At 35.2% G+C, this 22,610-nt stretch carries 22 protein-coding genes; 5 read left to right on the top strand and 17 right to left on the bottom strand.

The window, feature by feature from the left end; all coding sequences use genetic code 11:
- Positions 1 to 37: 37 nt before the first annotated feature.
- From NSU17_RS09200 to NSU17_RS09190, 3 genes are all read right to left on the bottom strand, one after another.
- Complete coding sequence (locus tag NSU17_RS09200; RefSeq protein ID WP_340704846.1) at positions 38 to 898, bottom strand: M15 family metallopeptidase; 861 nt, start codon at positions 896 to 898, stop codon at positions 38 to 40.
- Positions 899 to 1,008: 110 nt separating this feature from the next.
- The gene (yidC, locus tag NSU17_RS09195; protein WP_340704845.1) at positions 1,009 to 1,767 is read right to left on the bottom strand and encodes a membrane protein insertase YidC; all 759 of its coding nucleotides are present in this window, start codon (positions 1,765 to 1,767) and stop codon (positions 1,009 to 1,011) included.
- A 90-nt stretch (positions 1,768 to 1,857) separates the two neighbouring features.
- Positions 1,858 to 2,661 carry a helix-turn-helix transcriptional regulator gene (locus tag NSU17_RS09190; protein WP_340704844.1) on the bottom strand — a complete coding sequence of 268 codons (804 nt, stop codon included), beginning with the start codon at positions 2,659 to 2,661 and terminating at the stop codon, positions 1,858 to 1,860.
- 487 nt (positions 2,662 to 3,148) lie between these two features.
- On the opposite strand from NSU17_RS09190, the gene NSU17_RS09185 reads away from it, so the two are divergent.
- Positions 3,149 to 3,799, top strand: coding sequence for a LytTR family DNA-binding domain-containing protein (locus NSU17_RS09185; RefSeq protein WP_016838328.1), 651 nt, complete (start codon positions 3,149 to 3,151; stop codon positions 3,797 to 3,799).
- Positions 3,800 to 4,146: 347 nt separating this feature from the next.
- Positions 4,147 to 5,667 (top strand): succinate CoA transferase, encoded by a 1,521-nt coding sequence (locus NSU17_RS09180; RefSeq protein ID WP_340704843.1) that lies wholly within the window; start codon positions 4,147 to 4,149, stop codon positions 5,665 to 5,667.
- A gap of 346 nt (positions 5,668 to 6,013) precedes the next feature.
- On the opposite strand, the gene ltrA is transcribed toward NSU17_RS09180, so the two are convergent.
- The 9 genes from ltrA to murB all read right to left on the bottom strand — a co-directional run bounded on the left by ltrA (position 6,014) and on the right by murB (position 13,692).
- A complete protein-coding gene (ltrA, locus tag NSU17_RS09175) occupies positions 6,014 to 7,276 on the bottom strand; it encodes a group II intron reverse transcriptase/maturase (RefSeq protein ID WP_340704842.1) in 1,263 nt (420 codons plus the stop codon).
- A gap of 929 nt (positions 7,277 to 8,205) precedes the next feature.
- Complete coding sequence (locus NSU17_RS09170) at positions 8,206 to 8,508, bottom strand: hypothetical protein (RefSeq protein ID WP_340704841.1); 303 nt, start codon at positions 8,506 to 8,508, stop codon at positions 8,206 to 8,208.
- Positions 8,509 to 8,590: 82 nt separating this feature from the next.
- Positions 8,591 to 8,869, bottom strand: coding sequence for a GNAT family N-acetyltransferase (locus NSU17_RS09165; protein ID WP_096549804.1), 279 nt, complete (start codon positions 8,867 to 8,869; stop codon positions 8,591 to 8,593).
- A 53-nt stretch (positions 8,870 to 8,922) separates the two neighbouring features.
- Entirely contained in the window at positions 8,923 to 9,846 is a 924-nt protein-coding gene (locus NSU17_RS09160; protein WP_340704840.1) for a DUF1002 domain-containing protein, read from the bottom strand.
- A 106-nt stretch (positions 9,847 to 9,952) separates the two neighbouring features.
- A complete protein-coding gene (locus NSU17_RS09155; RefSeq protein WP_340704839.1) occupies positions 9,953 to 10,807 on the bottom strand; it encodes a CvfB family protein in 855 nt (284 codons plus the stop codon).
- A 24-nt stretch (positions 10,808 to 10,831) separates the two neighbouring features.
- On the bottom strand, positions 10,832 to 11,245 hold the full coding sequence (gene mntR / locus NSU17_RS09150; RefSeq protein ID WP_016838335.1) for a transcriptional regulator MntR: 414 nt from the start codon (positions 11,243 to 11,245) through the stop codon (positions 10,832 to 10,834).
- A gap of 128 nt (positions 11,246 to 11,373) precedes the next feature.
- Positions 11,374 to 11,658, bottom strand: a complete 285-nt coding sequence (locus tag NSU17_RS09145) for a late competence development ComFB family protein (protein ID WP_096549807.1) — start codon at positions 11,656 to 11,658, stop codon at positions 11,374 to 11,376.
- A gap of 214 nt (positions 11,659 to 11,872) precedes the next feature.
- Positions 11,873 to 12,646, bottom strand: coding sequence for an exodeoxyribonuclease III (locus NSU17_RS09140; protein ID WP_340704838.1), 774 nt, complete (start codon positions 12,644 to 12,646; stop codon positions 11,873 to 11,875).
- A gap of 134 nt (positions 12,647 to 12,780) precedes the next feature.
- Positions 12,781 to 13,692, bottom strand: coding sequence for a UDP-N-acetylmuramate dehydrogenase (murB, locus tag NSU17_RS09135; RefSeq protein WP_340704837.1), 912 nt, complete (start codon positions 13,690 to 13,692; stop codon positions 12,781 to 12,783).
- Between the two features lie 252 nt (positions 13,693 to 13,944).
- Here murB and NSU17_RS09130 point away from each other — a divergent pair, with 252 nt between their 5' ends.
- Positions 13,945 to 14,475 carry a YceI family protein gene (locus NSU17_RS09130; RefSeq protein ID WP_340432474.1) on the top strand — a complete coding sequence of 177 codons (531 nt, stop codon included), beginning with the start codon at positions 13,945 to 13,947 and terminating at the stop codon, positions 14,473 to 14,475.
- Between the two features lie 136 nt (positions 14,476 to 14,611).
- Here NSU17_RS09130 and NSU17_RS09125 read toward each other — a convergent pair whose 3' ends face one another.
- Together NSU17_RS09125 and NSU17_RS09120 are read right to left on the bottom strand one after the other, a co-directional pair.
- Entirely contained in the window at positions 14,612 to 15,250 is a 639-nt protein-coding gene (locus tag NSU17_RS09125; RefSeq protein ID WP_340704836.1) for an FMN-dependent NADH-azoreductase, read from the bottom strand.
- A 119-nt stretch (positions 15,251 to 15,369) separates the two neighbouring features.
- Positions 15,370 to 16,074, bottom strand: a complete 705-nt coding sequence (locus NSU17_RS09120; protein ID WP_340704835.1) for a DsbA family oxidoreductase — start codon at positions 16,072 to 16,074, stop codon at positions 15,370 to 15,372.
- Between the two features lie 125 nt (positions 16,075 to 16,199).
- Here NSU17_RS09120 and NSU17_RS09115 point away from each other — a divergent pair, with 125 nt between their 5' ends.
- Positions 16,200 to 17,576, top strand: a complete 1,377-nt coding sequence (locus tag NSU17_RS09115; RefSeq protein WP_340704834.1) for an FAD-dependent oxidoreductase — start codon at positions 16,200 to 16,202, stop codon at positions 17,574 to 17,576.
- Positions 17,577 to 17,614: 38 nt separating this feature from the next.
- Here the strand turns inward: NSU17_RS09115 and NSU17_RS09110 are convergent, their stop codons facing one another.
- From NSU17_RS09110 to NSU17_RS09100, 3 genes are all read right to left on the bottom strand, one after another.
- Complete coding sequence (locus NSU17_RS09110; protein WP_096549811.1) at positions 17,615 to 18,541, bottom strand: manganese-dependent inorganic pyrophosphatase; 927 nt, start codon at positions 18,539 to 18,541, stop codon at positions 17,615 to 17,617.
- Positions 18,542 to 18,689: 148 nt separating this feature from the next.
- Positions 18,690 to 19,550, bottom strand: coding sequence for a MurR/RpiR family transcriptional regulator (locus NSU17_RS09105; protein WP_340704833.1), 861 nt, complete (start codon positions 19,548 to 19,550; stop codon positions 18,690 to 18,692).
- Positions 19,551 to 19,741: 191 nt separating this feature from the next.
- Complete coding sequence (locus NSU17_RS09100; RefSeq protein WP_340704832.1) at positions 19,742 to 20,983, bottom strand: MFS transporter; 1,242 nt, start codon at positions 20,981 to 20,983, stop codon at positions 19,742 to 19,744.
- Positions 20,984 to 21,212: 229 nt separating this feature from the next.
- Between NSU17_RS09100 and NSU17_RS09095 the strand changes: the two genes are divergently transcribed.
- A complete protein-coding gene (locus NSU17_RS09095; protein ID WP_340704487.1) occupies positions 21,213 to 22,337 on the top strand; it encodes an IS4 family transposase in 1,125 nt (374 codons plus the stop codon).
- The last annotated feature ends 273 nt before the right edge of the window (positions 22,338 to 22,610 follow it).

The following is a 22,610-nucleotide window of genomic DNA, read 5'->3' as shown; positions in this document are numbered from 1 at the left end:
GTTTTTCCAAAAAAACCTTTGGAAAAACGAATTCTTTTTATTTATCAATTCCCAAATATTCTTCTAAAGTCACTCCTGAATCTTTTACTTTAGTTGCAAGCTCCACGCCTAAATAACGAAAATGCCAAGATTCATACATATAACCTGTAATGTGCTCTTTCCCTTTCGGATATCTTAATATAAAGCCGTATCTATGTGCATTCTCTGCTAACCATTTACCAGCTTCCGATTGTCCAAACGCTTCTGTAAGCCATAAATCTTCACGGCCTTTTTCACCAATATCAAAGGCTAAGCCTGTTTGGTGTTCGGAATAACCAGGACGTGCACTGTAGCGATCTGCATTCTCTTTGCCATCTCGTTCTACATATTTGTTATAAAGTAATTCCTGATATTCATAAGAACGATATGTACTAAATGCTACTAATTCAAAACCTAATGTTTTTGCTTCTTGGGCCATTAATTCAAAAGCGGCACGAGCTTCTACGTTTTCACCCGGAGCATAATCTTTTGGAAGTGGATATTTTTTATTCGCAATCAGTACTCCTTTAATATAAGTAGGCTCACTAGGCAATGTTTGCCCTTCAATATAACCATTATTCTCTTTGTATTTCTTATCTTCTGGTTGTTGCTGTTGTTGTTTTTGCTGAGGTTCTTCCCCTGCAACTTTTCCTTCATCTTGTAATTCACTGGAATTTTCCAACTCATCTTGTAATGCTTCTGAATCTTCCTTTTCTTCTTTAAGCTCATTTTCTTTCTCTTCGGAAATAGCCTGATCTTCCGTTTTAATTGTTTCACTCACATCGTTCGGATTGCTATTAATCAAAATGATGGAGACAATAGCAATCATCATTATCAACAACATGCCAAGTAGTATATAATTCTTTTTTCTGTTTTTCATAAAATCACCTAATCCCGTCTCATTTCAAAACACGCTCTATTATTTTAACACTATTTTCTCATATTTACTGCAAAAAATAAGTCGAGCCCATTTAGACTCGACTAAACTACTTATTTTGCTTCTTCAACTGGATGCTCAGAATAATATTTTCTTCCTATATAGGTTTGTAAAATTAGCAATATCCCGCTGACGGACCAATATAATGGTAATGCCGCCATGGACGAAATAGAGATGATTACAATCATAATCGGCGAGATATAAATCATCATTTTCATTTGTTGCTTTTGAGCTTCTGGAACTGTCCATAATGAAACTTTTGCTTGTATGAAATAAACAATTCCAGCAATTGCCGTTATAATGAGATCCGGTGTTCCTAAATTAAACCATAAAAATTCGTGAGTTTTTACCTCGTCTGAATAAAGAATAGCAAAGTATAGACCCATGATGACCGGCATTTGAATTAAAATCGGCAAGCATCCTAAATTTAACGGGTTGATATTATGCTCACGGTATAAGGCTAACATTTCCTGTTGAATTTTCATCTGTTCTTCTTTTGTTGTTGCCTTTTTTAATCTTTCTTGGATTTCATCCATTTTAGGCTTAATAACATCCATTTTGGATTTCATAATCGATTGTTGACGATAATTACGCAACATAAAAGGCATCAAAATAAGACGAATGAGAACTGTAATCGCAATAATCGCTAAACCATAACTACCGCCAAACCATTCGCCAAGCGTATTCAACAACCAATCCATTGGCTTGACAAAGGTATGATAAAAGAATCCTTCTTGATTTTCAACTGCTTGGCATCCTGATAACACCAATAACATGATGCCGAAAAGTGAAAACAGCATTAGTTTTTTCATTTTTCCACCTACTATTAAATTCTAACTAAATTGAAGTATACGGAATATACTTTATAATTTCAAACAGCAGGTGTCAAAATAAAAAACATCTTATAATTTTTCTTTTTCAACATTTGCTGTTTCTGGAAGTTCGAATCTAAAAAACTCATGATGCAATTCATCTCTGAAGTGTTTCGGCGTAACTCCGGTATACTTTTTAAAAATTCGAGTAAAATAACTTTGGTTGCAAAAATGGAATTGTTCTGAAATGGATGTAATGCTTTTATTTGTATGTCTTAAATAGTATTGGGATTCTTCTACTCTTCTTACATTTAAGTATTCTACCAATGTAATTCCTACATGTTCGCGGAAAATGCGGGATAAGTGGCTTGTACTAATATGAAATTTTTGCGCAATACTTTCTACTGTTAAATCATTTTCTAATTCATCATTTATGTACATGATTACCTTATTGACAGTTTGATGGCGGAATGTAGGTTGTTTTCGATCCGCAATAAAACTTACATAAAAGTCTATTAACTCATCAGCAAACTGTAAGAACTCTGCATCTTTCATTTTATTTTGAATCATGTCTATACAAGCAACATTAAAGGCAAAAGCTTTCTTTGAAGGCACTTGATTCTCCATAAGTTTTCTTGCAACAATCGAGGAAAGTGTCATAAAATAATTTCTAACTTCTTTAATAACTTGCTTTCCAAAACGAATTGATAAGATATCAATTAGCTCGTGCAATGATTTTTTCGCCTTATCTGCCTCCAAATGGAATATTTCAAATAACAAACGTGATTCAATGGTAAAAAATTCTTCAATCCCGGTGTATTGATTAATACTGTCAATTTCTTGAAAATACCTCTTCGAAATCGTTTCAGAAATTGATTGTTGGTGTAGTTGCATAAAATACCCCATCTTTCTTCAGAATGAAATTTGCATCAAATGTATATATGTCAATAGTTACTATACTAATATAACCAATCATAAAAATGCTATAAATAAAAATTTTTTAATAAGAAATAGGTGCCATTTTGATTAGTTTCATGCTAAAAATCTGTCCTAAAGACCGAAAAAAATTGAAAATTTAAATAAATATTTATAACTAAAGTGAATATTACCATAATTTTCGTTTTTTTTTCAACTACCATTTCCTAATTAAATTACCGATGAATATTATCTTTGATTCACACTATGCAAATGTGATTTCTGTTTTTCAATAATATATATTTCCTAATAAAATAGAACTAGATTTTTCAACAAAATTTTTCATTTACTCAGATGTAAAATGTTCTTATTATGTTATTACATTCTTCTCTATTTCTTTTCTAAAAATATGTAGTAAAATAGAAATTATTAAAATTATAATTGTGGACAAACGAGGTGTTTTAGAGTGGATCCAAAAGAAATCGAAGAAATTATGGATGTCATTAAAGAATTCTTCCCTGAAAATACATCTATCGCTATTTCAGATACTAAAGAATATATATATTACCAGCCAAGTAAACATGTGGACTTAAAAATTAAACCTGGCGACCCAATCAAAGAAGGTTCTGCTGCATATAAAGCAATACAATATGGTAAAAAAATCAACACTTACATTGAATCCGATGTTTTTGGCGTTCCTTACTATGGTATGAGTATCCCTTTAATTACTGAAGGAGAAATTAAAGGGGCTGTCACTGCAATTTTCCCTCAAAAGCCATCACCTTTTTTAACAAACTACATTACAATCAAAGTTGATGATTGCTGGTATCCAATTAAACATAATGAAGTTGTTTATTTAGAAACTCAACTTCGCAAAACTTTCGTAAAAACAATGGATAAAGAAGGATTCCATCGTTTAAATCTAAGCGATCTTGAACTGTTCCTATCCAACGACCATTTTATTCGTTGCCATCGTTCATATATCGTAAACATCGATTATATTGATGAAATTCAACCTGATTCCCATTCAACATTCCTTTTAGTTATGAAAGATGGGACTAGAATTCCTGTAAGCCAAAGATATGCAAGCTACTTCCGTCGTTCATTAGGTTTCTAATATTTCGCTAATGAAAGTGTTTTGCCACATACTTTGCAACATTTTCATCATATAAATTTTTTAAATAATATCGCCGTTTTCCTTTAAGAAAGCGGCGTTTTTTTTATATTAACCTACATATTTATATAGTTTTTAATTTTCTAAAATAATTTTTTGTCGAAAAATCTTGTATTTTCTCGTTCAAACGATAATTAAGCATTTTCATGCAACTTTTGAAGATTGTGTGACAAAGAAGTGCTATTATTAATGTATTCTTGAGCATGGCAACGTTACTCGCTCAATATACTGAAAATTCTTACAAGCTTTTTTCTCTGTTCAACACGAACAACAATAAAGGGGAGGATTATATGAATTCAAACATTGAAAAAAGAATTGGTATACCACAATTAAAAGAACGTATTGTATCTGCCGAAGAAGCAGCTGCCCTTATCCCAGATGGTGCAGTAGTCGGCATGAGTGGTTTTACACGTGCAGGGGATGCGAAAGTTGTTCCAATGGCTCTTGTTGAACGAGCAAAAAAAGAACAATTCAAAATTGATGTATATACTGGTGCTTCGCTTGGACCTGAAGTAGACCATTACCTTGCAGAAGCTGGCGTTATTCGTAAACGTGGACCTTACCAAGGCGAAAGAGCAATGCGTAATTTGATCAACAAAGGTGACATTCTATATGTAGATGCACACCTTTCACACAATGCTGAGTTAGTACGTCAAGGAATTATCGGTCCAATTCAATATGCAATTATTGAAGTTTGTGCAATTACTGAAGATGGATTACTTATTCCAACTACATCTGTAGGTAACACACCAATTTTTGCACAATACGCTGAAAATATCATTCTTGAATTAAATATTTCCCATCCAGAAACTTTAATTGGTATTCATGATATTTATGTTCCCGGTCCTCAAGGTGAGCGTGAACCAATTCCTTTAACAAATGCAAACCAACGAATCGGTGAAAAAGGAATTCGCGTTAACCCAGAGAAAATTAAAGCAATTGTCATTTCTGAAGAACCAGATGCTCCTTCATTAATCGTTGATCCAGATGAAGAAACACAAAGAATGGCAGATTTATTATTAGACTTCTTCCGTTCTGAAATTAAAGCTGGACGTTTAACAAACCAATTAATGCCGATTCAATCTGGAGTTGGATCTGTAGCAAATGCTGTTTTAGACGGCTTTAAAGAATCTGAATTTGAAAATTTACAAGTTTACTCTGAATGTTTACAAGATGCTGTATTTAATTTGATCGACGCTGGAAAAGTAAACTTTGCATCTGCAACATCCATTACTTTAACCGCTGAAGCACAGCAAAAAGTATATGGCAACATTGAAAAATATATAGATAAAATTTGCTTGCGTCCTCAAGAAATTTCTAACCACCCAGAAATCGTTCGTCGCCTCGGATTAATTTCTATTAACGCTGCACTTGAAGTGGATATTTACGGTAACGTGAACTCTACTCACGTAGCTGGAACAAAAATGATGAACGGTATCGGTGGTTCTGGAGACTTTGCTCGTAACGCTCGTCTAACTATTTTCGTAACAAAATCTTATGCAAAAGGTGGAGCAGTTTCATCCATCGTTCCAATGGTTTCACACCATGACCACACTGAACATGATGTGGACATCATCGTAACTGAACAAGGTATCGCTGACTTACGTGGTCTAGCGCCAAAAGAACGCGTGCCGTTAATCATTGAAAACTGTGCGCATCCAGATTTCAAAGATCAACTTTGGGATTATTATCATCGAGCAGTAGAAAAATACGGAAATGTTCAAACTCCTCATATTTTAGAGGAAGCATTAAGCTGGCACGTGAACCTATTGAAAAACAACACGATGAAAAAAGAAGTAGAAATAAAATAATGTTTGATTTTATTAATGAGGCTGGGACATAACTAATAAAGTGAACGAGCTGCAAAAAGATTTTTTGTAAAAAATTGATTGGAGTGACGGGGCGAGTTTCTGTCGCGCACGCTTAGTCGCAAAGCGGAGCAAGTTCAAGGAAGTAAATTCAAAGCTTTCCTGCGACGAGCCCTCTCGAGACCCCGCAGGAACGAAGGATTGAATCAGAGAAGGCTCGAGCCGGGCCCGCGGAAAGCGTCCCTGGAACGGAAATCAATTTTCTTCAATTATCAATCGAGTAGGAGGGAGCGATTAACTCCCGTCCTCTCACACCACCGTACGTACGGTTCCGTATACGGCGGTTCAATTAAGATAATTGACGCAAGTTTTCATAACGAGCTTCAAGACTTTTCAGCCCTTGGTTTCTCCAATAGGAGTTACCAAGGGTTCTGTGTAATATTGGACTATTTGAAATACGCCAATAACTCTTCCGAGTATTTCCCCATTCATACGCTTGCCATTGTGGTACGCCAAGTTGAATAAGGTTGCGTATCTTTGTTTTCGGTTTCTTCCAGTTCTTCCATAGACACATTCGAAGTCTTCTACGAATCCATTTATCTAATCCAAGGAATATAGATTTGGTGTCTGCTAACGCAAAATATCCACACCATCCCATTAGATATTGATTCAGTTTCTGAATGCGGTATTCCATCGGGTAGGGCATCTTGCGTGATGTGATTTCACGAACTTTATTCTTCATTCGTTTAAGGCTTTCTTTTGCGATACGAACCTTTGGCTCTTTATGATAGGTAAAGCTAAATCCTAGAAACTTACGTTTCCATGGACGGTCGACCGCTGATTTCTTTTCATTTACTTTCAGTCGTAGTTTTCCTTCAATAAATCGCTGGATACTTGCCATTGTGCGAAGTCCTGCTCGTTTACTTTTCACGTAAATGTTACAGTCATCCGCATATCGAACGAATTTGTGTCCTCTTCTTTCCAATTCTTTATCTAGTTCATCTAGTACAATGTTAGATAGTAGCGGACTTAATGGTCCTCCTTGTGGAGTTCCTTCTAATGTGCTTGACACCACACCATTAATCATGACTCCCGATTGTAAATACTTACGAATCAATTTCAGTAATGGTTTATCTTGGATTCTCTTCGCGAGTGTACCCATTAATCTGTCATGGTTGACCTTATCAAAGAATTTCTCCAAGTCCATATCTACGACCCATCGATGTCCATCTCTTATATATTCTTTCGCTTTCCTCACCGCATCATGAGCACTTCGGTTTGGTCGAAATCCGTAGCTGTTTTCAGAGAATGTAGGGTCATACACTTTTGAAAGTACTTGGGCGATTGCTTGTTGAATCAAACGGTCTGTTACGGTAGGGATTCCTAGTAAACGAACACCGCCGTCAGGTTTCGGGATTTCGACTCTGCGGACTGGCATTGGTTCATAAGTTCCCTTGAGAATTGCCTCCTTAATAGATAGCCAGTTTTCGACTATGTGCTGTCGTAGGTTTTGTACGGGCATCATATCTACTCCGTGGCTTCCTTTATTCTGTTCTACACGTTTTAGTGCTTGAAGCATGTTCTCCCGTGACAGGATTTGATTCAAAAGCATCGTTATTCTCCTTCCGTGAATAGCTGTTCTCTTTATGCCAGTGGTCACTCCACCCTCCAAGAGGTCCCCCACGGGATTCACCGCTTCCTTCCTCAAGTGAGGTACTACGTTTTCTGTGTTCATCATGACTCACTGAATGCCAAGGGCTATTCTCTCTTAATTGTTCGGTCCTTCTTAGTAGTTCTAAACCAACTAATACTATGACCTCTGCTGACTTCTGACGGTTCAGCTACTTATCACTAAGTAGGTTATGAAGAGTACTTCACATATCCGCCAGACCTCCCCGGGTAAGTACATGCACTTTCACACCATCTATCCGCCTCATTTACTCGATATGACCTTCGACAGAAAGAGCTTTGTTTTGTTTCGCAAACTCACTCAATCATACCTAGCCTTATATGAGGTTCGTGTTCCTCGGACCGGTGTTTTGCCTCCAGCTTCCTTCAGATTCCGCGTCACCACGGACACCCTTGCTCTTGGCTAACCTCTACTTCTGTCTTCGGGGTTCGGGACTTACACCCTATAGTTCATGTACATGCCGGGCGCACAAAAAACACCATTTTCTCCCGTGAGAAAATGGTGTTTTTTATCTTTTGTCCCAAGCTCATTTTTTTAGAACATTACATCAATCGAATACGTTCAAAGCTTCCACATATTAAGAAAATTTCCAAACTATCAATATGTATTATGATGGGCTTTAAAGAAAACAGATTGATAATAAAGCCTAAACAATTGCAAGGTTGGGACAATAACACCGCGCTAAATAAAATGGCCGATTGGGGGGTGTCTAGAAAGCCGAAAATATTCTAGACATCCTCAAATTATTTATGATTTGCTCCTGTGGTAGTCAAAATAAGTTTCCACAATTCTCGTCGCTACTACGACCATTTTTCTTTTGAGTTCGTTATCCCAACCTTGCACTAAAATAGTTATCTAACTTCTTGATTGTTTTCGTTATAATAAATAACCGCCGTTTGTAGTCCACTTTCTGCAATCATATTGTTTTCTCTAATTTTTGTTTCAGTATCATCTGCAGCCGTTTCAGCAATTTCTTTTAAATCATTATGATTATTTTTGCTATAACGCTTTTCACCAAAGTCCGTTTCCTTCGAAAATGTTGTCCTCATATTTTTTATCATCTTCTTCGTTTTATCTCGATTTTCTTTTTTGCTGAGAAATGCTGCTACACCTGCTACAAATGCAGTCAATACAACACCTTTCCCTTTTGCCATGGAAATAACTCCTTTCATTTTCTTTTCTTACTGACAATAAAAAAGTGACATAAAAACATAATGTTCTTATGTCACTTATCTTTTACGCTTTTACATCATCATATACACCGCTACGAAACTCATTCACGACGTATGAGCATATAGGATTCATTTTATATTGATGTTCCCTCGCATATTCCACTGCCCGTTCTAATAATTTTTTCGCGACACCTTGCCCGCGAAGCTCTGGCGAAACGAAGGTATGCGTCATATCCATTACTCCATCATGCTGATTCCACGTAATTTCCGCTAACATTTTCCCATCTTTTTCATACTCAAAAGCAAAGTAGTTCGTCCCTCTTTCAACAAGTTTGAATTCCATAAACATTCCACCCCTTTTTGAATTAGTATATCATAGGGAACATGCATTGTAATTTAGTTTGCTTCCTGTTCTTCAGAAGAAGAGAACCATGAGGAAATTGTTTCGATTAATTTGCTAAAGAAGTTTTTCACTTTTTCCCAAAATCCTTCATCATGCAGAAGATTTCCAAACTTTTCTTCAATCTTTGAACTGATGTTTGACAATTGATCAGCCCATTTTGAAAAATCAATATCCAGCTGTCGAATTCGGTCCATTAAATCAATCAACATTTGTCTATCGGCATCACTTAGCTCAATTTGTAATTTTGATAATTGATCAGTTACAATTTGCTCCACTTCTTCTCTCGTTTGTGGATCGATTTCAGCAATTTGCTTTTTAATCTCCGTTAATAACTGCGCAACTTGTTCATCGCTAATATTTGTGTTATCAGCAAGTTCTGTTGCGACATATAATTCTTCGTTTGCAACATCTGTTCTTTCAATATCTAATGTTTCTCCTGTTTTTACTTCATATGCTTTGTAAATTCCAACAAGGGCTGAATGTCCCGTTACTGGCTTTGGAGCGGCTACTTCCACCATTGCATCTTCTAGGCCCGCCGTCAACATGGCATTCGCATACATTTCAGATGTCACTTCTGTTATATTTTCCGGCGTTACGATGCTGACAGTAAGACCTTTCCCATCCTCTTCACGAGTAATTTTGGCTGAAGAATACATGCGAGCATTTGGATTACTATTACTAATGTATTTTACTAAGTCTTGACCCGAAACGATGATTTCATCTACTTCTTGTTCTTCATCTACTCTTAATACTTCCCGTATCATTTCTTTTTCGGATTCAGAAAGATTGGCTCCATATACAACAATTGGAACACCAAGTTTTTCATTAATCGCTTTAGGTGCTGCAAATGCTTGTCCGGGTATTAGCGTTATGAACCCTAATAATACCGCAGCAATAATCGACATCCATTTCTTCATTCATCATTCTCCTTTCAAACCCAGCTTTCAGGTTTGCTAATAATTAGTACGAATAAAAAACACAAAAGGTTTCTGTACTGTCCTTTTGTGTCTATTCATAGAAGCATTAAATGATTTCTGTCCAACCATCTTCTTGTTTTACTTTTTTTTGTTTCATGAGCACACCTAAAGCTCGTTTAAATGCACCTTTACTCATATCAAACATTGCATAAATCTCTTCCGGAGTCGACTTATCGCTAAAAGGCATCTTTCCTCCTACACTTTGTAGGTACTCATAAATCTTCTCAGCATCATTGCTGAGTCTTTCGTGACTGCGAGGTAGCATGGAACCATTCATTGTTCCATCTTCCTTGACAGCAATAATCCGAACTTCTACGTCTTGCCCTAGCCTTGGTTCAGATTCCATTTCACTATGGTGTACAAATATTCGATAAGGATAATCTATACCTAATAAAAACGAACCTACTGGCAATAGCCGATAAGCTCGAGCCATTATATTTTTATTAAACAATTTTTCAGAAGCCTCTTCGTACAACTCACTTACCTTTTCTTCTGTTATGAGACGCCCAAACAATTCGCCCTTTCGATTTGTATACAACGTAATAAATAAATGATCTCCTGCCTTAGGCCATAAAGAACGAATTTTTGGTAAATCTTCTGCTTTCACAAGGGCTTCCCGAGTTGAGCCGATATCTACAACAGCACCTTCATTCGAGATTTTTAATACCTTTGCCCATCCATATTCTCCTTGAATAATATGCGGTACCATTGTTGTCGCTAATAACTCCCCACGGCGATTCGCATATAAAAATACCTTTATACGATCTCCTACTGTGAGAGGGGTAGCTGCTTCAGAACTATTAAGTGGGATTTCTAGTTCACCATTTGTCAGTATCCACCTTGAACCAGCTTTCTCTAGGACTGTTAGCTCTACTACTTGACCAGCTTTTAAATCTTTCATTATTGCTTCCCTTCCGCCAATAAATTATGGTTGTTGTTTCATTTTTTCAAGCTTTTTTACAATTTCCTCATCTTCTTCTAACAATTGAACTAAATCTGCGATGCGATCGATTGAATTCCAACTTAAATGATGTTCAATCCCTTCCACATCTTCATAAATCTTATCTTCATCAACACCAATGAGTCTTAAAAATTGCTCAAGAAGTTCATGTCGTTTAACAAGTCGCTTCCCAAGCTTTTCTCCCTTTGGTGTAAGTGTTAACCCTCTGTATTTTTCATATACCAAATAACCGTCTTTATCTAGTTTCTGCACCATTTTTGTTACGGAGGAAGGTAAAACCGATAAAGCTTCAGCTATGTCAGACACCCGGGCATATCCTTTTGTTTCAATTAATAAATATATTTGTTCGATATGATCTTCCATACTAGGTGTTGGCATAACACGACCCCTCACTTTCGTCTATCATATTCAGTTTACTACAATGTAACTAAAAAATGTAACTTTTAACGGCAAAAGAATCAAACAAAAATGTCCAAAAAGTTTAGTTTTCAACTTTTTGGACATCATTACTCTACATGGCCACTTCTTTTGCCCACAGCATGAATGGCACGTATGATTTCCTTATTAATGTTTTCTATATTTCTTGAGTCCTTTAATTCTTTAAACGCTTCTTCTCGAGCATTTAAAGAAACTACATAATATGTAGGCAAATTATTTAACACATTTGCCACTATATTTAATTCGCATTCTTCACAATTACAGAATGTTTGATATTCCACACTTCGTAAAAAATAACGAACAAGTCCGCTTACTATCTCTTCCATTACATTTACTAATCTAAGTTGTGACATACATTTGTTTCCCTCCGTTCACTTTTATTAAGTAATACTATAAACGGATAGGACTAAATACTCAATAGTATCAAGTTATTTTTTTCATAGAAATCCCTATAAATACAATTTCATCTTGTAGAATTGTTTCAAAATTTGCTATTTTTATTAACATTTTTACATCCCCCTTGATGTTATATCTTTAGTAGGACTATTTATTATTAATAATTTCCTATTATTTACGAACTAATAAATTTTCATTTAATTCCAAAATAATTGGACAGTGGTCACTTCCTAAAATTTCAGAATGTATTTCACTATTTATGATCGCATCGACAATCAAATCTGAAACGATAAAATAATCGATACGCCATCCAATATTCCGTTCTCTTACTTTATTCATATAGGACCACCAAGTATATGCATCTGTTCGGTTTGGATATAAATATCGAAACGTATCAGTAAAACCTTCTGATAATAATCTTGTCATTTTTTCCCTTTCTTCAAAGGTAAATCCAGAATTTCCGATATTGGATTTGGCATTTTTTAAATCAATTTCTTGATGAGCGACATTTAAATCTCCACAATAAATAACAGGCTTCTTACAATCTAACGCTTTCAAATAATCGAATAAATCATCTTCCCATTGCAATCGTTTATCCAATCTTGCTAAATCCCTCTGTGAATTTGGTGTATACACATTTACTAAATAAAATGAATCGTATTCTAATGTAATAATTCTGCCTTCTGATTCAGAATCCATTTCTCCGACTCCATATTTTACTGAGAGAGGTTTATACTTCGTAAAAACTGCTGTTCCTGAATATCCCTTTTTCTCTGCATAGTTCCAATACTGATAATATCCTTTTAGCGGCAGCTCTACTTGTCCCACTTGACATTTCGTTTCTTGAATACAAAAAAAATCTGCATCCATTCTATTAAAGTAGTCTAAAAACCCTTTCTTTAAACAAGCTCGTATTCCATTAACATTCCACGAAATAAATTTCACTTTCCCACCTACTACGTATGAAAAATTTAAAGAAAAACAAAATAAGGGAGAAGCAACCTTTTTAATGAAGGTTGCTGCCTCCCTATGAATAATAAAGATTCAATTGGGAAATTTCCAATGATTTATCTTGGACATTAATCTTCTCCAACAATTTTCACTTCAAGTTCTAGCTCAACACCAAATTTTTCTTTTACAACTTTTTGGACCATTTTGATTGTTTCTATATAATCCGTCGCAGTTGCGTTTCCTTTATTAATAATAAACCCGGCATGTTTTGTAGAAACTTCTGCTCCGCCAATCCCTTTTCCTTGAAGACCGCAATCTTGAATTAATTTTCCAGCAAAATAACCTGGTGGGCGTTTAAATACGCTTCCTGCTGAAGGATATTCTAACGGCTGTTTAGATTGTCGTTTATAAGTCAAATCTGCAATTTTTGCATCAATTTCTTCTTTATTACCTTTTTCTAGTCGGAATAATGATGAAAGCACAATATAGTTCTTCTGAGCTATAATGCTTTTTCGATAACCTAATTCTAATTCTTCTTTTGATAATACAAGACGCTTTCCTTCCTTAGTTAGTACTGTGGAATGAACGATGATGTCATTGATTTCTCCACCGTAAGCACCGGCGTTCATCGCCATTGCTCCACCTACTGAACCTGGAATTCCGCAAGCAAATTCTAAGCCTGTTAAACTTGCTTCTGCTGCTTTTTTGGAAACATCCATAATAAGTGCTCCACTTTGTGCGTACACTTCGGTTCCTTCAATTTTTATTTGATTGAGTTTCGATAAATTCATCACAATTCCACGAACGCCACCGTCACGAACAATCATGTTAGAACCATTTCCTAAAATTAACAACGGAATTTGATGGCTATACGTATACTGTACAATTGCCTCAACTTCCTCTTCCGTCTCCGGCATGACTAATATATCAGCATTTCCTCCAAGTTTTGTCATTGTATATTTTTTTAACGATTCGTTTATTTTTATATTTTCTTTATTTGTAACCCCAGATAAATCCTTAACCCATTGTTCAATTGTCATAAAAGCATATTCCTTTCCTGTATTAAACCTTGTATCTGTAATTGTATACTTTTTGACAAGCAAATATATGCTTTAATTGCAAGAATTTTACGATTATTTTCCAACTTTTCAAAACATAAATCTTTCCTCGATAAGTGTACCATGTTTTTCATTAGTTATAAAAGTTTAGACTATAAATATTACTTCCAAGTATTGTCTCTAACATTATAATAAACTATTATGAAAATAAGAATGTTGAAAGCAGGTGAAAAAATGAAAAAGTTTGCTGTAGATTTTTCCCACTCTTCCATCACTTTTTCTGTAAAACATATGATGATAGCAAATGTAATAGGCCATTTTAATTCTTATCATGCGGAAATCGAAGCAGATTCAATTGAGGATTTAACAAATGCAAACATTAGTATAGAAATTGATGTAGCCAGTATTTCAACAAACGATTTATTGAGAGATCAACATTTAACTTCAAACGATTTTTTTTATGCGGATAAATATCCAAAAATCACTTATAACGTAACAAGCATAGAACAAATCGATCATAATAAATTTTACATACATGGTGATATGACAATAAAAGAAGTAACAAAACCTGTGATCTTTGAAACGACTTATAAAGGACATGTTAAAAGCCCTTGGGGACAAGATACGTATGGATTTTCAGCAGCAGCGAAAATCAACAGAAAGGATTTTAACTTAACTTATAATGCAAGGTTAGAATCTGGAGGACTTCTAATTGGAGAATTAGTAGATGTTAATGCGGAATTTGAAATTTATCCAATACTATAGTGTTTTATAAATCTAAATCTATTTAAGAAACATAGTGGATTAGATAACCATTTTTAATAAATTCATATTGAAGCGTCCATACATTTATATGCAATAAAGGGGTGCCTTGAAATCACTCCAGGCACCACTTTTTCTATTAAACTACTACTGGTACTAGTTTTTGAACAGAAGCTTTTACTTGTTCTAAACCTGCTTCAATTATTTCATTTGCTCGATTTGGTTCAGCGTTATGGCCTTCAATAATCACTTCATCAAGAAGCTCCATTCCCGCAATATTACCAAGAACATTTTTAATATAATTTACACTCATTTCCATCGGTTGAGCTTCTGGTGATGAGTAATATCCACCTCGTGCGTTCAAAATGACGAATTTTTTATCTGTTAATAACTGTACTAGTTGCCCTTTTTCATTATATTTAAACATAAATCCTGCTTGATAAATATAGTCAATGAATGTGTGTAAAGGTGCAGGAATTGTTAAATTCCATAATGGGAAAGCAACAACGATTACTTCTGCTTCTTTTACTAAATCCATCGCTTTTTTCTTCGCAGCTAGTAAACGAGACTCTGATTCCGTCAATTCTTTACCTTCATTTTGTTTTGCCAATGCATCGAATAATTGTTGACCGAAATATGGCATATCTTCTTCGAAAACATCGTATATTTTTAGATTAATATTTTCAATTTTCTTCGCTTCTTCAATATATGTTTCAAACATTTTTGTTGAAATCCCGTCTGGACGGTTATTTGCTTTAATTACTAACACATTTTTCATGATGTATATATGCTCCCTTTCTTTAATTTAAAACATCTCAAATTCAAGATTCACAAAATCAAGTATAAAAGGGGGGATTCATTTTATCAAGCAAATAACACTCATACTTTTGACTGAAATTAAATATCGCAATGTCCGTCCGAGCAAATATCTCCGTCTCCGCCGAGCATTTGTAATGATGGTTTTAATCCTTTTTCTTCAGCTACTTTCTTTACTGTCTGATTAAATAACTCTTGAGGTTGTGCTCCTGAGATTGCATATTTGTTTTCAAATACAAAAAATGGAACACCCCGAATACCGTACATTTGAGCTTGTTGAATATCTTTTTCGACTTCTTCAGAAAATCGATTGCTCTTCAATATTTCTTCTACTTCTTTACTCTCAAGTCCAACTTCTTCTGCCAATTTGATTAACACATCTTCTTTTCCAATAGCTTTCCCTTCAATGAAATACGCATGGAATACCCGTTCACTGAACTCTATACCTTTTCCTTTTGAATAAGCCCATTTTGACAATCGATGAGCCTTTAAAGTATTTGCTGTTTTTAGTTCATCAAAATTATATTGAAGTCCTACTTCATTCGCCCGCTGTACAACACTGTTTGTCATTTTCTTTACTTCATCAATCGGCATCCCATATTTTTTTGATAGATGCTCATAAATGGACTCATCCGAATCTTCTAATGTTGTAGGATCTAATAAAAAGCTTTTTAATTCTACTTCCACTTGTCCAATATACCCTGTATCTTGAATTGCTTTCTCCAACTGCTTCTTTCCGATATAACAAAATGGACAAACGAAATCTGACCAAACTTCTACTTTCATTTCTTTTCCTCCTTTTTCGCTATTTTACTTGTATCATCTTAAAACAACAAAATATATGCTCCTACTGAATAATGTAATGATTTTTTTTACATACTCGTAAAAAACACATTTTTAGGGGGATTTTCATGCAGAATTCGCTTTGGTTACATAATGTAACCCCTTTATCTTTAACATCATTATCCACTTCCCTGAACTGCGATGTATGTATAGTTGGCGGTGGATTAACGGGGGTCTATACTGCCTATCTTCTTGCAAACAAAGGGATAGATGTTGTTTTGCTAGAAGCGAAATCTTCTGTTGCGTATGGTACAACAGGTCACTCTACGGGAAAACTAACTCCCCAACATGGTGCAGTTTATGATTTATTACTAAACACTTTTAATGAAGAAGAAGTGCGCACCTATTATGATGCCAATGCAACGGCTATTGAAAACGCACTTCATGATGCAATAGCGGATACATTCCAACGAGTTGATTCTTATTTATATGCAACAACAGAACAGGGTGCGGAAAAAATCCAGAAAGAAATAGAGGCTTACAAGAAAATAGGTATACAAGGAATCGAAACAACTGATACTGAACTGCCTTTTGATGTGATCACTGCATTAAAAATGGAAAATACCTATCAAATCCATCCGATGAAATTTACGAATCATTTTGCAAAATTAGCATTAAAAGCGGGAGCAAAACTATTTGTAAATACAAGGGTAACAAAATTAATTATTGATGAAAATCGCCTTTTAACGGAGAATCATTTTGAAGTAAACTTCAAATCCATAGTGCTTGCAACCCATTATCCAATCGAGGCGATAAAGGGGCTGCAAATTGCAAAATTATCCATTGACCGTTCTTATTTAATGGCAACGAAAACTTCGGAGATATTGAAAGGGCAATATTTATCTACCGATCAATCTTCTCGAACAATTCGAACAGCTTTAATTAATCATCAACCATACTTTATTTTCGGCGGCAGCTCCCATGTTGCAGGTGCTGTTCAAAACACACAATTTTATTATGACATGTTAGAAAAAGAGCTTATGTCTACTTTCGATTTGCCTAAACCTGAATATTTATGGAGTGCTCAAGATCCAAATACGGCTGATTATATTCCATACGTAGGTCGCATTTCAGAAAGTGAACCGAGTATATATATTGCTACTGGTTATCGGAAATGGGGGCTTTCCAACTCGCTTGTTGCAGGTGAAATTATTTCAACACAAATTACTGAGGGACAGCACCCTGCCCAATATCTTTATAGTCCTTCGAGAAATATGTTCGGGAAAACTTTTATGCGAATGTTAAAGGAAATTGGCTTTACAGTATCGAATCTCGCAGAAGGATATTTAATGCGAATAGAAGCTCCAAAATGCACCCATTTAGGTTGTAAAACACAATGGAATGAAGCGGATGAAACTTGGGATTGCCCTTGCCATGGTTCACGATTCGATAAGTTGGGTAACGTCATTGAAGGTCCAGCAGTATATCCACTATCATTGGAATAAAAAATGGTGTCAAGGATTTCCTTGAACACCGTCTTTTTTTAACTTAATGCATCTGTTAACACAGGAACTACTTGTTTTTTACGTGAAACTACTCCTGGTAAATCGAATTGGTTATCCACTAATTCCTTACCGAATGCTTTTGCTGCATCTAGAGCAGCATTTCCTGCAACTATCGCTACGGAATCGTTGTTTAAAATATCAGTAATAAAGAAGAAGAATAAGTTTAAACCTTTTTCTTCAACATTCTTATTCAGTAAACTTACTAATTCTTCTTTACGGTTTAACACATCATTCACATCAACTGCGTTCACTTGAGCAACAACGGATTTCACTGTACCAAACGTAAATTCTTTCGCATCTAAAGAAAGTAAATCTTCTAAAGATTTATCTGAAAGATCCGCACCAGCCTTTAGCATCGAAAGACCGTATTCTTCCGCATTCACTCCTGCAATTTCAGCCAACTCTTTACCTGCTTGTACATCTTCTTCCGTGCAAGTAGGAGATTTGAATAAAAGCGTATCAGAAATGATGGCAGAAAGCATTAATCCAGCAATGTTTGAAGGAATTTCAACATTTTTTTCTTTGAAGATTTTATTTAAAATCGTTGCCGTACATCCAACTGGTTCTGCGCGATAATATAACGGATCAGCTGTTTCAAAATTTGCAATACGGTGATGGTCAATAACTTCTAAAATTTTTACGTTTTCAATTCCGTCTGCAGATTGTTGGCGCTCATTGTGGTCAACTAAAATAACTACACCAGTTTCTTCTGCAACATTTGAAATAAGTCTTGGTGGCTCGAAACCGAACTTTTCTAAAGCATATTTTGTTTCATTATTAATTTCACCAAGTCTTACCGCTTCTGCATCTACTCCGAGTTGCTGTTTTAAATAAGCATAAACGATTGCGGATGTAATCGAATCTGTATCAGGGTTTTTATGTCCGAAAACTACTACTTTGCTCATTCAAATAGTTCCTCCTAAATTTGTGTATAGTCCGTGTCTATTTTATCATAACTTCCTTATAATAGAAAAACGTAACATATAACATAAAATTTATGAAAAACAAAAAAGTTTTTGAAAAATTCAAAGTTTTACGAATATTTAAGTATCACTATTTCATTGTTAACGTTCTTTTTTCTAAAAAATGGAGACGATCATCTAATTGAGCATTTAAATTTAAAAACTTTTTATAATAATTTCTATTATGTAGAGTCATACCTTCGACGAGAGCGTGTACAAGGGAATTAGCTGCGGTATTTGCTTCGAAAGCAATTTGTTTTTGAGCCCCTGCAACAAAACTGATATTTGCATAATCACGTACAGGGGATATGGAAGAATTTGTTATAGCAATAATTTTGACCTTTTTATTTTTCGCTAATTTAACAATTGTTAATATATCTTCTACTACCGAATCTAAAGCGATTACAAACAATACTGAATCTGTATCCATTCTATTTATTTGATTTACAATATCTTCAACATTAAATTTGATTTGAGTAACCTTTTTTCCGAAATTTTCTAACATTGAAGTTAAATAACATGTAGATGGAGCACACTGTCTATAACCCAACGTATAAATGATCCCTGCTTCATGTAAATAAATTGTGGCTTTTTCAAAGCTTTCTGCATCAATGCATTGTATTGTATTTAAAATACTTGTTACATCCCGATTCATTATTTCACTGAATAAATATTCATGTTTTTTTCCAATGGATAATTGTTCGCCAGCCGAAACATGTTTCGATTCTAATAAATCCTTTCGAATTCTATCTTGCAGTTCACTATAGCCAGATAAATCCATTGCATAACAAAACCGAATCACTGTTGACTCACTTACACCGATAATTTTTCCTACTTCAGAGGCAATATGAGTAGCGACTACATTCGGATTTTCTATAACAAATTGCGCTACTTTACGTTGTCCCCTTGAAAGTCGGATAAAGCGTTTCTTCACTTCATCACAAAAGCCCATTTTCTTAATGAATTCCTCCTTCATGAAATTACTATAATGTATGCAATATTATAAAGAGTAGGTTAGCATGTATAATAAGTGAATACAATGAGTTTTCAGAAAAATTTTTAAGAGTAACTATGCAAATATTCATTAAATTGTCAAATTTATGAAGGAAGCTTTTTGTTCTCGAAAAGCTTCCTTCATGAAATTTACTCTAGTTCTATTTGTTTTGTTTCTTTTCCTAAAAAAACAACTGCCGCTACTCCAATTACAATCGAAATGCAAAATACAGCAAAAATAAATCCGAAATCAAATCCTGCCGTACGCAACCACCCTACAAGCAAAGGACCAAAAATGCCTCCAATCCGTCCAATTGCTGCTGCCATCCCTGCGCCAGTTCCACGAATTACTAATGGATATTGTTCCGGTGTATAAGCATACAAAGCTCCCCAAGCACCTAAGTTAAAGAAGGATAAAAGAATACCTGAAATTAAAAGCACTGTAATGGATTCTGCTTGTCCAAATACATATGCACTTGCAGCTGTTCCTAATAAATAAGTAACTAATACAAATTTTCGCCCAATCTTTTCTACAAACCATGCAGCAGTAAAATAACCTGGCAGTTGAGCTAGGGTCATAATCAAGACATATTTAAAACTAGAGATTAAGCTGAATCCTTTTCCTACCATAACACTTGGAAGCCATAAAAACATTCCATAGTAAGAAAACACAACGGAAAACCACAGAACCCAAAGCATAAGGGTAGACTTCGCATATTTTTTTGACCATACACCACTAATATTTTGAAAAATAGTGCGTTTTTTCGCCTCAGGTTTTGCGGCAAATTGAGGAGAGTCAGGTAAATGCAAACGAATAAATACCGCGTATAATGCTGGTATAGCTGTTATGATTAATGCCACTCTCCAACCGGCAATTGGCCATATATCACTTGGAATAACAAAGTAAGCAATGATTGCAGCTAACAACCATCCAAATGCCCAAAAACTTTCTAACAATACAACTACCCGGCCACGTTCTTTAGCTGGTACACTTTCTGAAACCAATGTAGAAGCAACAGGAAGTTCACCACCAAGTCCCATACCAATAATAAATCGTAAAATTAAAAACGCAGCTAATGTCGTTGTAAATGCCGATATACCACTTGCAATGGAGAAAACCAATAGTGTTACAATAAAAATGGTTTTTCTTCCTATTTTATCTGCCATCAATCCGAATAGAAAAGCTCCTACGGCCATCCCAATAGAATTGACACTTCCAATCCAGCCCATTTCATTGGAGGAAAGACCCCAATCTACCGCTAGCGCTGCAATAATAAATGAAAGTATTCCGACATCCATTGCATCGAATAACCATCCGACACCAGCAACCCCCAACAATTTATTGCGAGAGATGGTCCGGGTTTTCTTGGATTGCAACAACTTATTATCCATCTGTTATTTCACCTGTCTTTACAATTTAGATGATACTATTACATTAAACCCATTCACTATTATTAGCAAGTATTATATTTAATTTATTTTTGTACACTAGCGTCGCATTAAAATAATTTAACACCTTCAAACAAACCGAATTTTCTGAAATATAATCCAAACAAAAAAAAATCCTTTATAATGGTTGGGTGGTAGTAAACCATCCAAATCCAAAATAAAGGACAATCGCATGGATAAGTCTACACGAAAAACATCATTTGAACAATGGTTTTCACCGATTAATCGTCCATTATTTGACGACCTAGTGAAAACACATCAATTAAATCACTATACCAAGAAGCTTTATATGGCTTCATTTATGAAACTGCTTTTGTATGCCCAACTCCATGAAACCGAGAGTTTACGGGCGTTGAGTGACGCTGTCTTTTTAGAAGAATTACAACGAGCAACGGGATTGGAATCGATTAGTTTTTCACAGTTAGGGAGACGAATCAACGCCATTCCAACGGTTTTCTTTCAATCGATTTTTCTTGATTTAGTGGCTCAAATTCATGAGAAAACACATTTTCAAAAGCGAAGAAAGCTGACAACGCCTTTGAAAATCATTGATTCGAGTACATTACCGCTTAATTTGACCAATCATAAGTGGGCAGAGTTTCGAAAAACAAAATCAGGAGTAAAGCTTCACTTACGACTTGTTTTTATGGAAAAAGGACTCTCCTATCCAGATAAAGCCGTACTCACGAATGCCAACGAACATGATCGTGGTCAACTAGAAGTATTCGTGGATGACAAAGAATGCATGTACGTGTTTGATCGTGGTTACTTGGATTATGGGCGCTTTGATCAAATGACGGAAGATGGCTATTTCTTTGTGACCCGTTTGCGTAAAAACGCTGTTGTCCGAGTGTTAGAATCCTTTTCGTTACCAGAAGATTCACCCGTATTCTCTGATGAAATGGTTGTCATTGGAACACCACAAAATCGTTCTGAAAACGTGTTTCGCTTACTCAAATTGCATGACACAAAAGGAAATGAGCTTCATTTACTGACAAATCGTTTAGATTTAAGTGCAGTTGAAATCGCTGAAATCTACAAGTCACGCTGGGCGATTGAACTGTTCTTCAAATGGATGAAGCAGCACCTGAACATTAAAAAATTCTACGGTCACAGTGAACAAGCCGTCCACAACCAAGTGTACGTTGCGATGATTGTGTATTGTTTAAATGTATTAGCACAGCTGAACGTAAATAGTGACCGAAGTTATTTACAAATTAGTCGTTATCTAAAGGCATCTTTATGGAAATCGGCTCACATTTGGTTACGAAAAATCGAAGGAAACGGCGTCCCATAAAGGTTTGCCAGTCGTTGTTGCACAAGTCATAGGTTATAGTAAAAAAATGGATGTTTACTACCCTCGCTTAGGTGTTTTCGTTTTTTCTCTAAAGTCCAGAAAAAATAAAACTGAAAATTCAGACATCATTTATGCGACGGTAGTGATTTTTGTAATTATTTATCTTATTGTTTAATAAAAATGATAAAATAATTTGTGTATATAATATTTTAAATTTTTCGTTTTCTATTGAAATATACTATTATTGTGCGCTAAAATGTCTTTTATATAAAA

This window comes from Ureibacillus sp. FSL K6-2830, assembly GCF_038004145.1.
GTDB classification, from domain to species: domain Bacteria; phylum Bacillota; class Bacilli; order Bacillales_A; family Planococcaceae; genus Ureibacillus; species Ureibacillus thermosphaericus.
The sequence above is the reverse complement of the archived record's forward strand: the minus strand, read 5'-3'. Positions and strand labels throughout refer to the sequence as shown.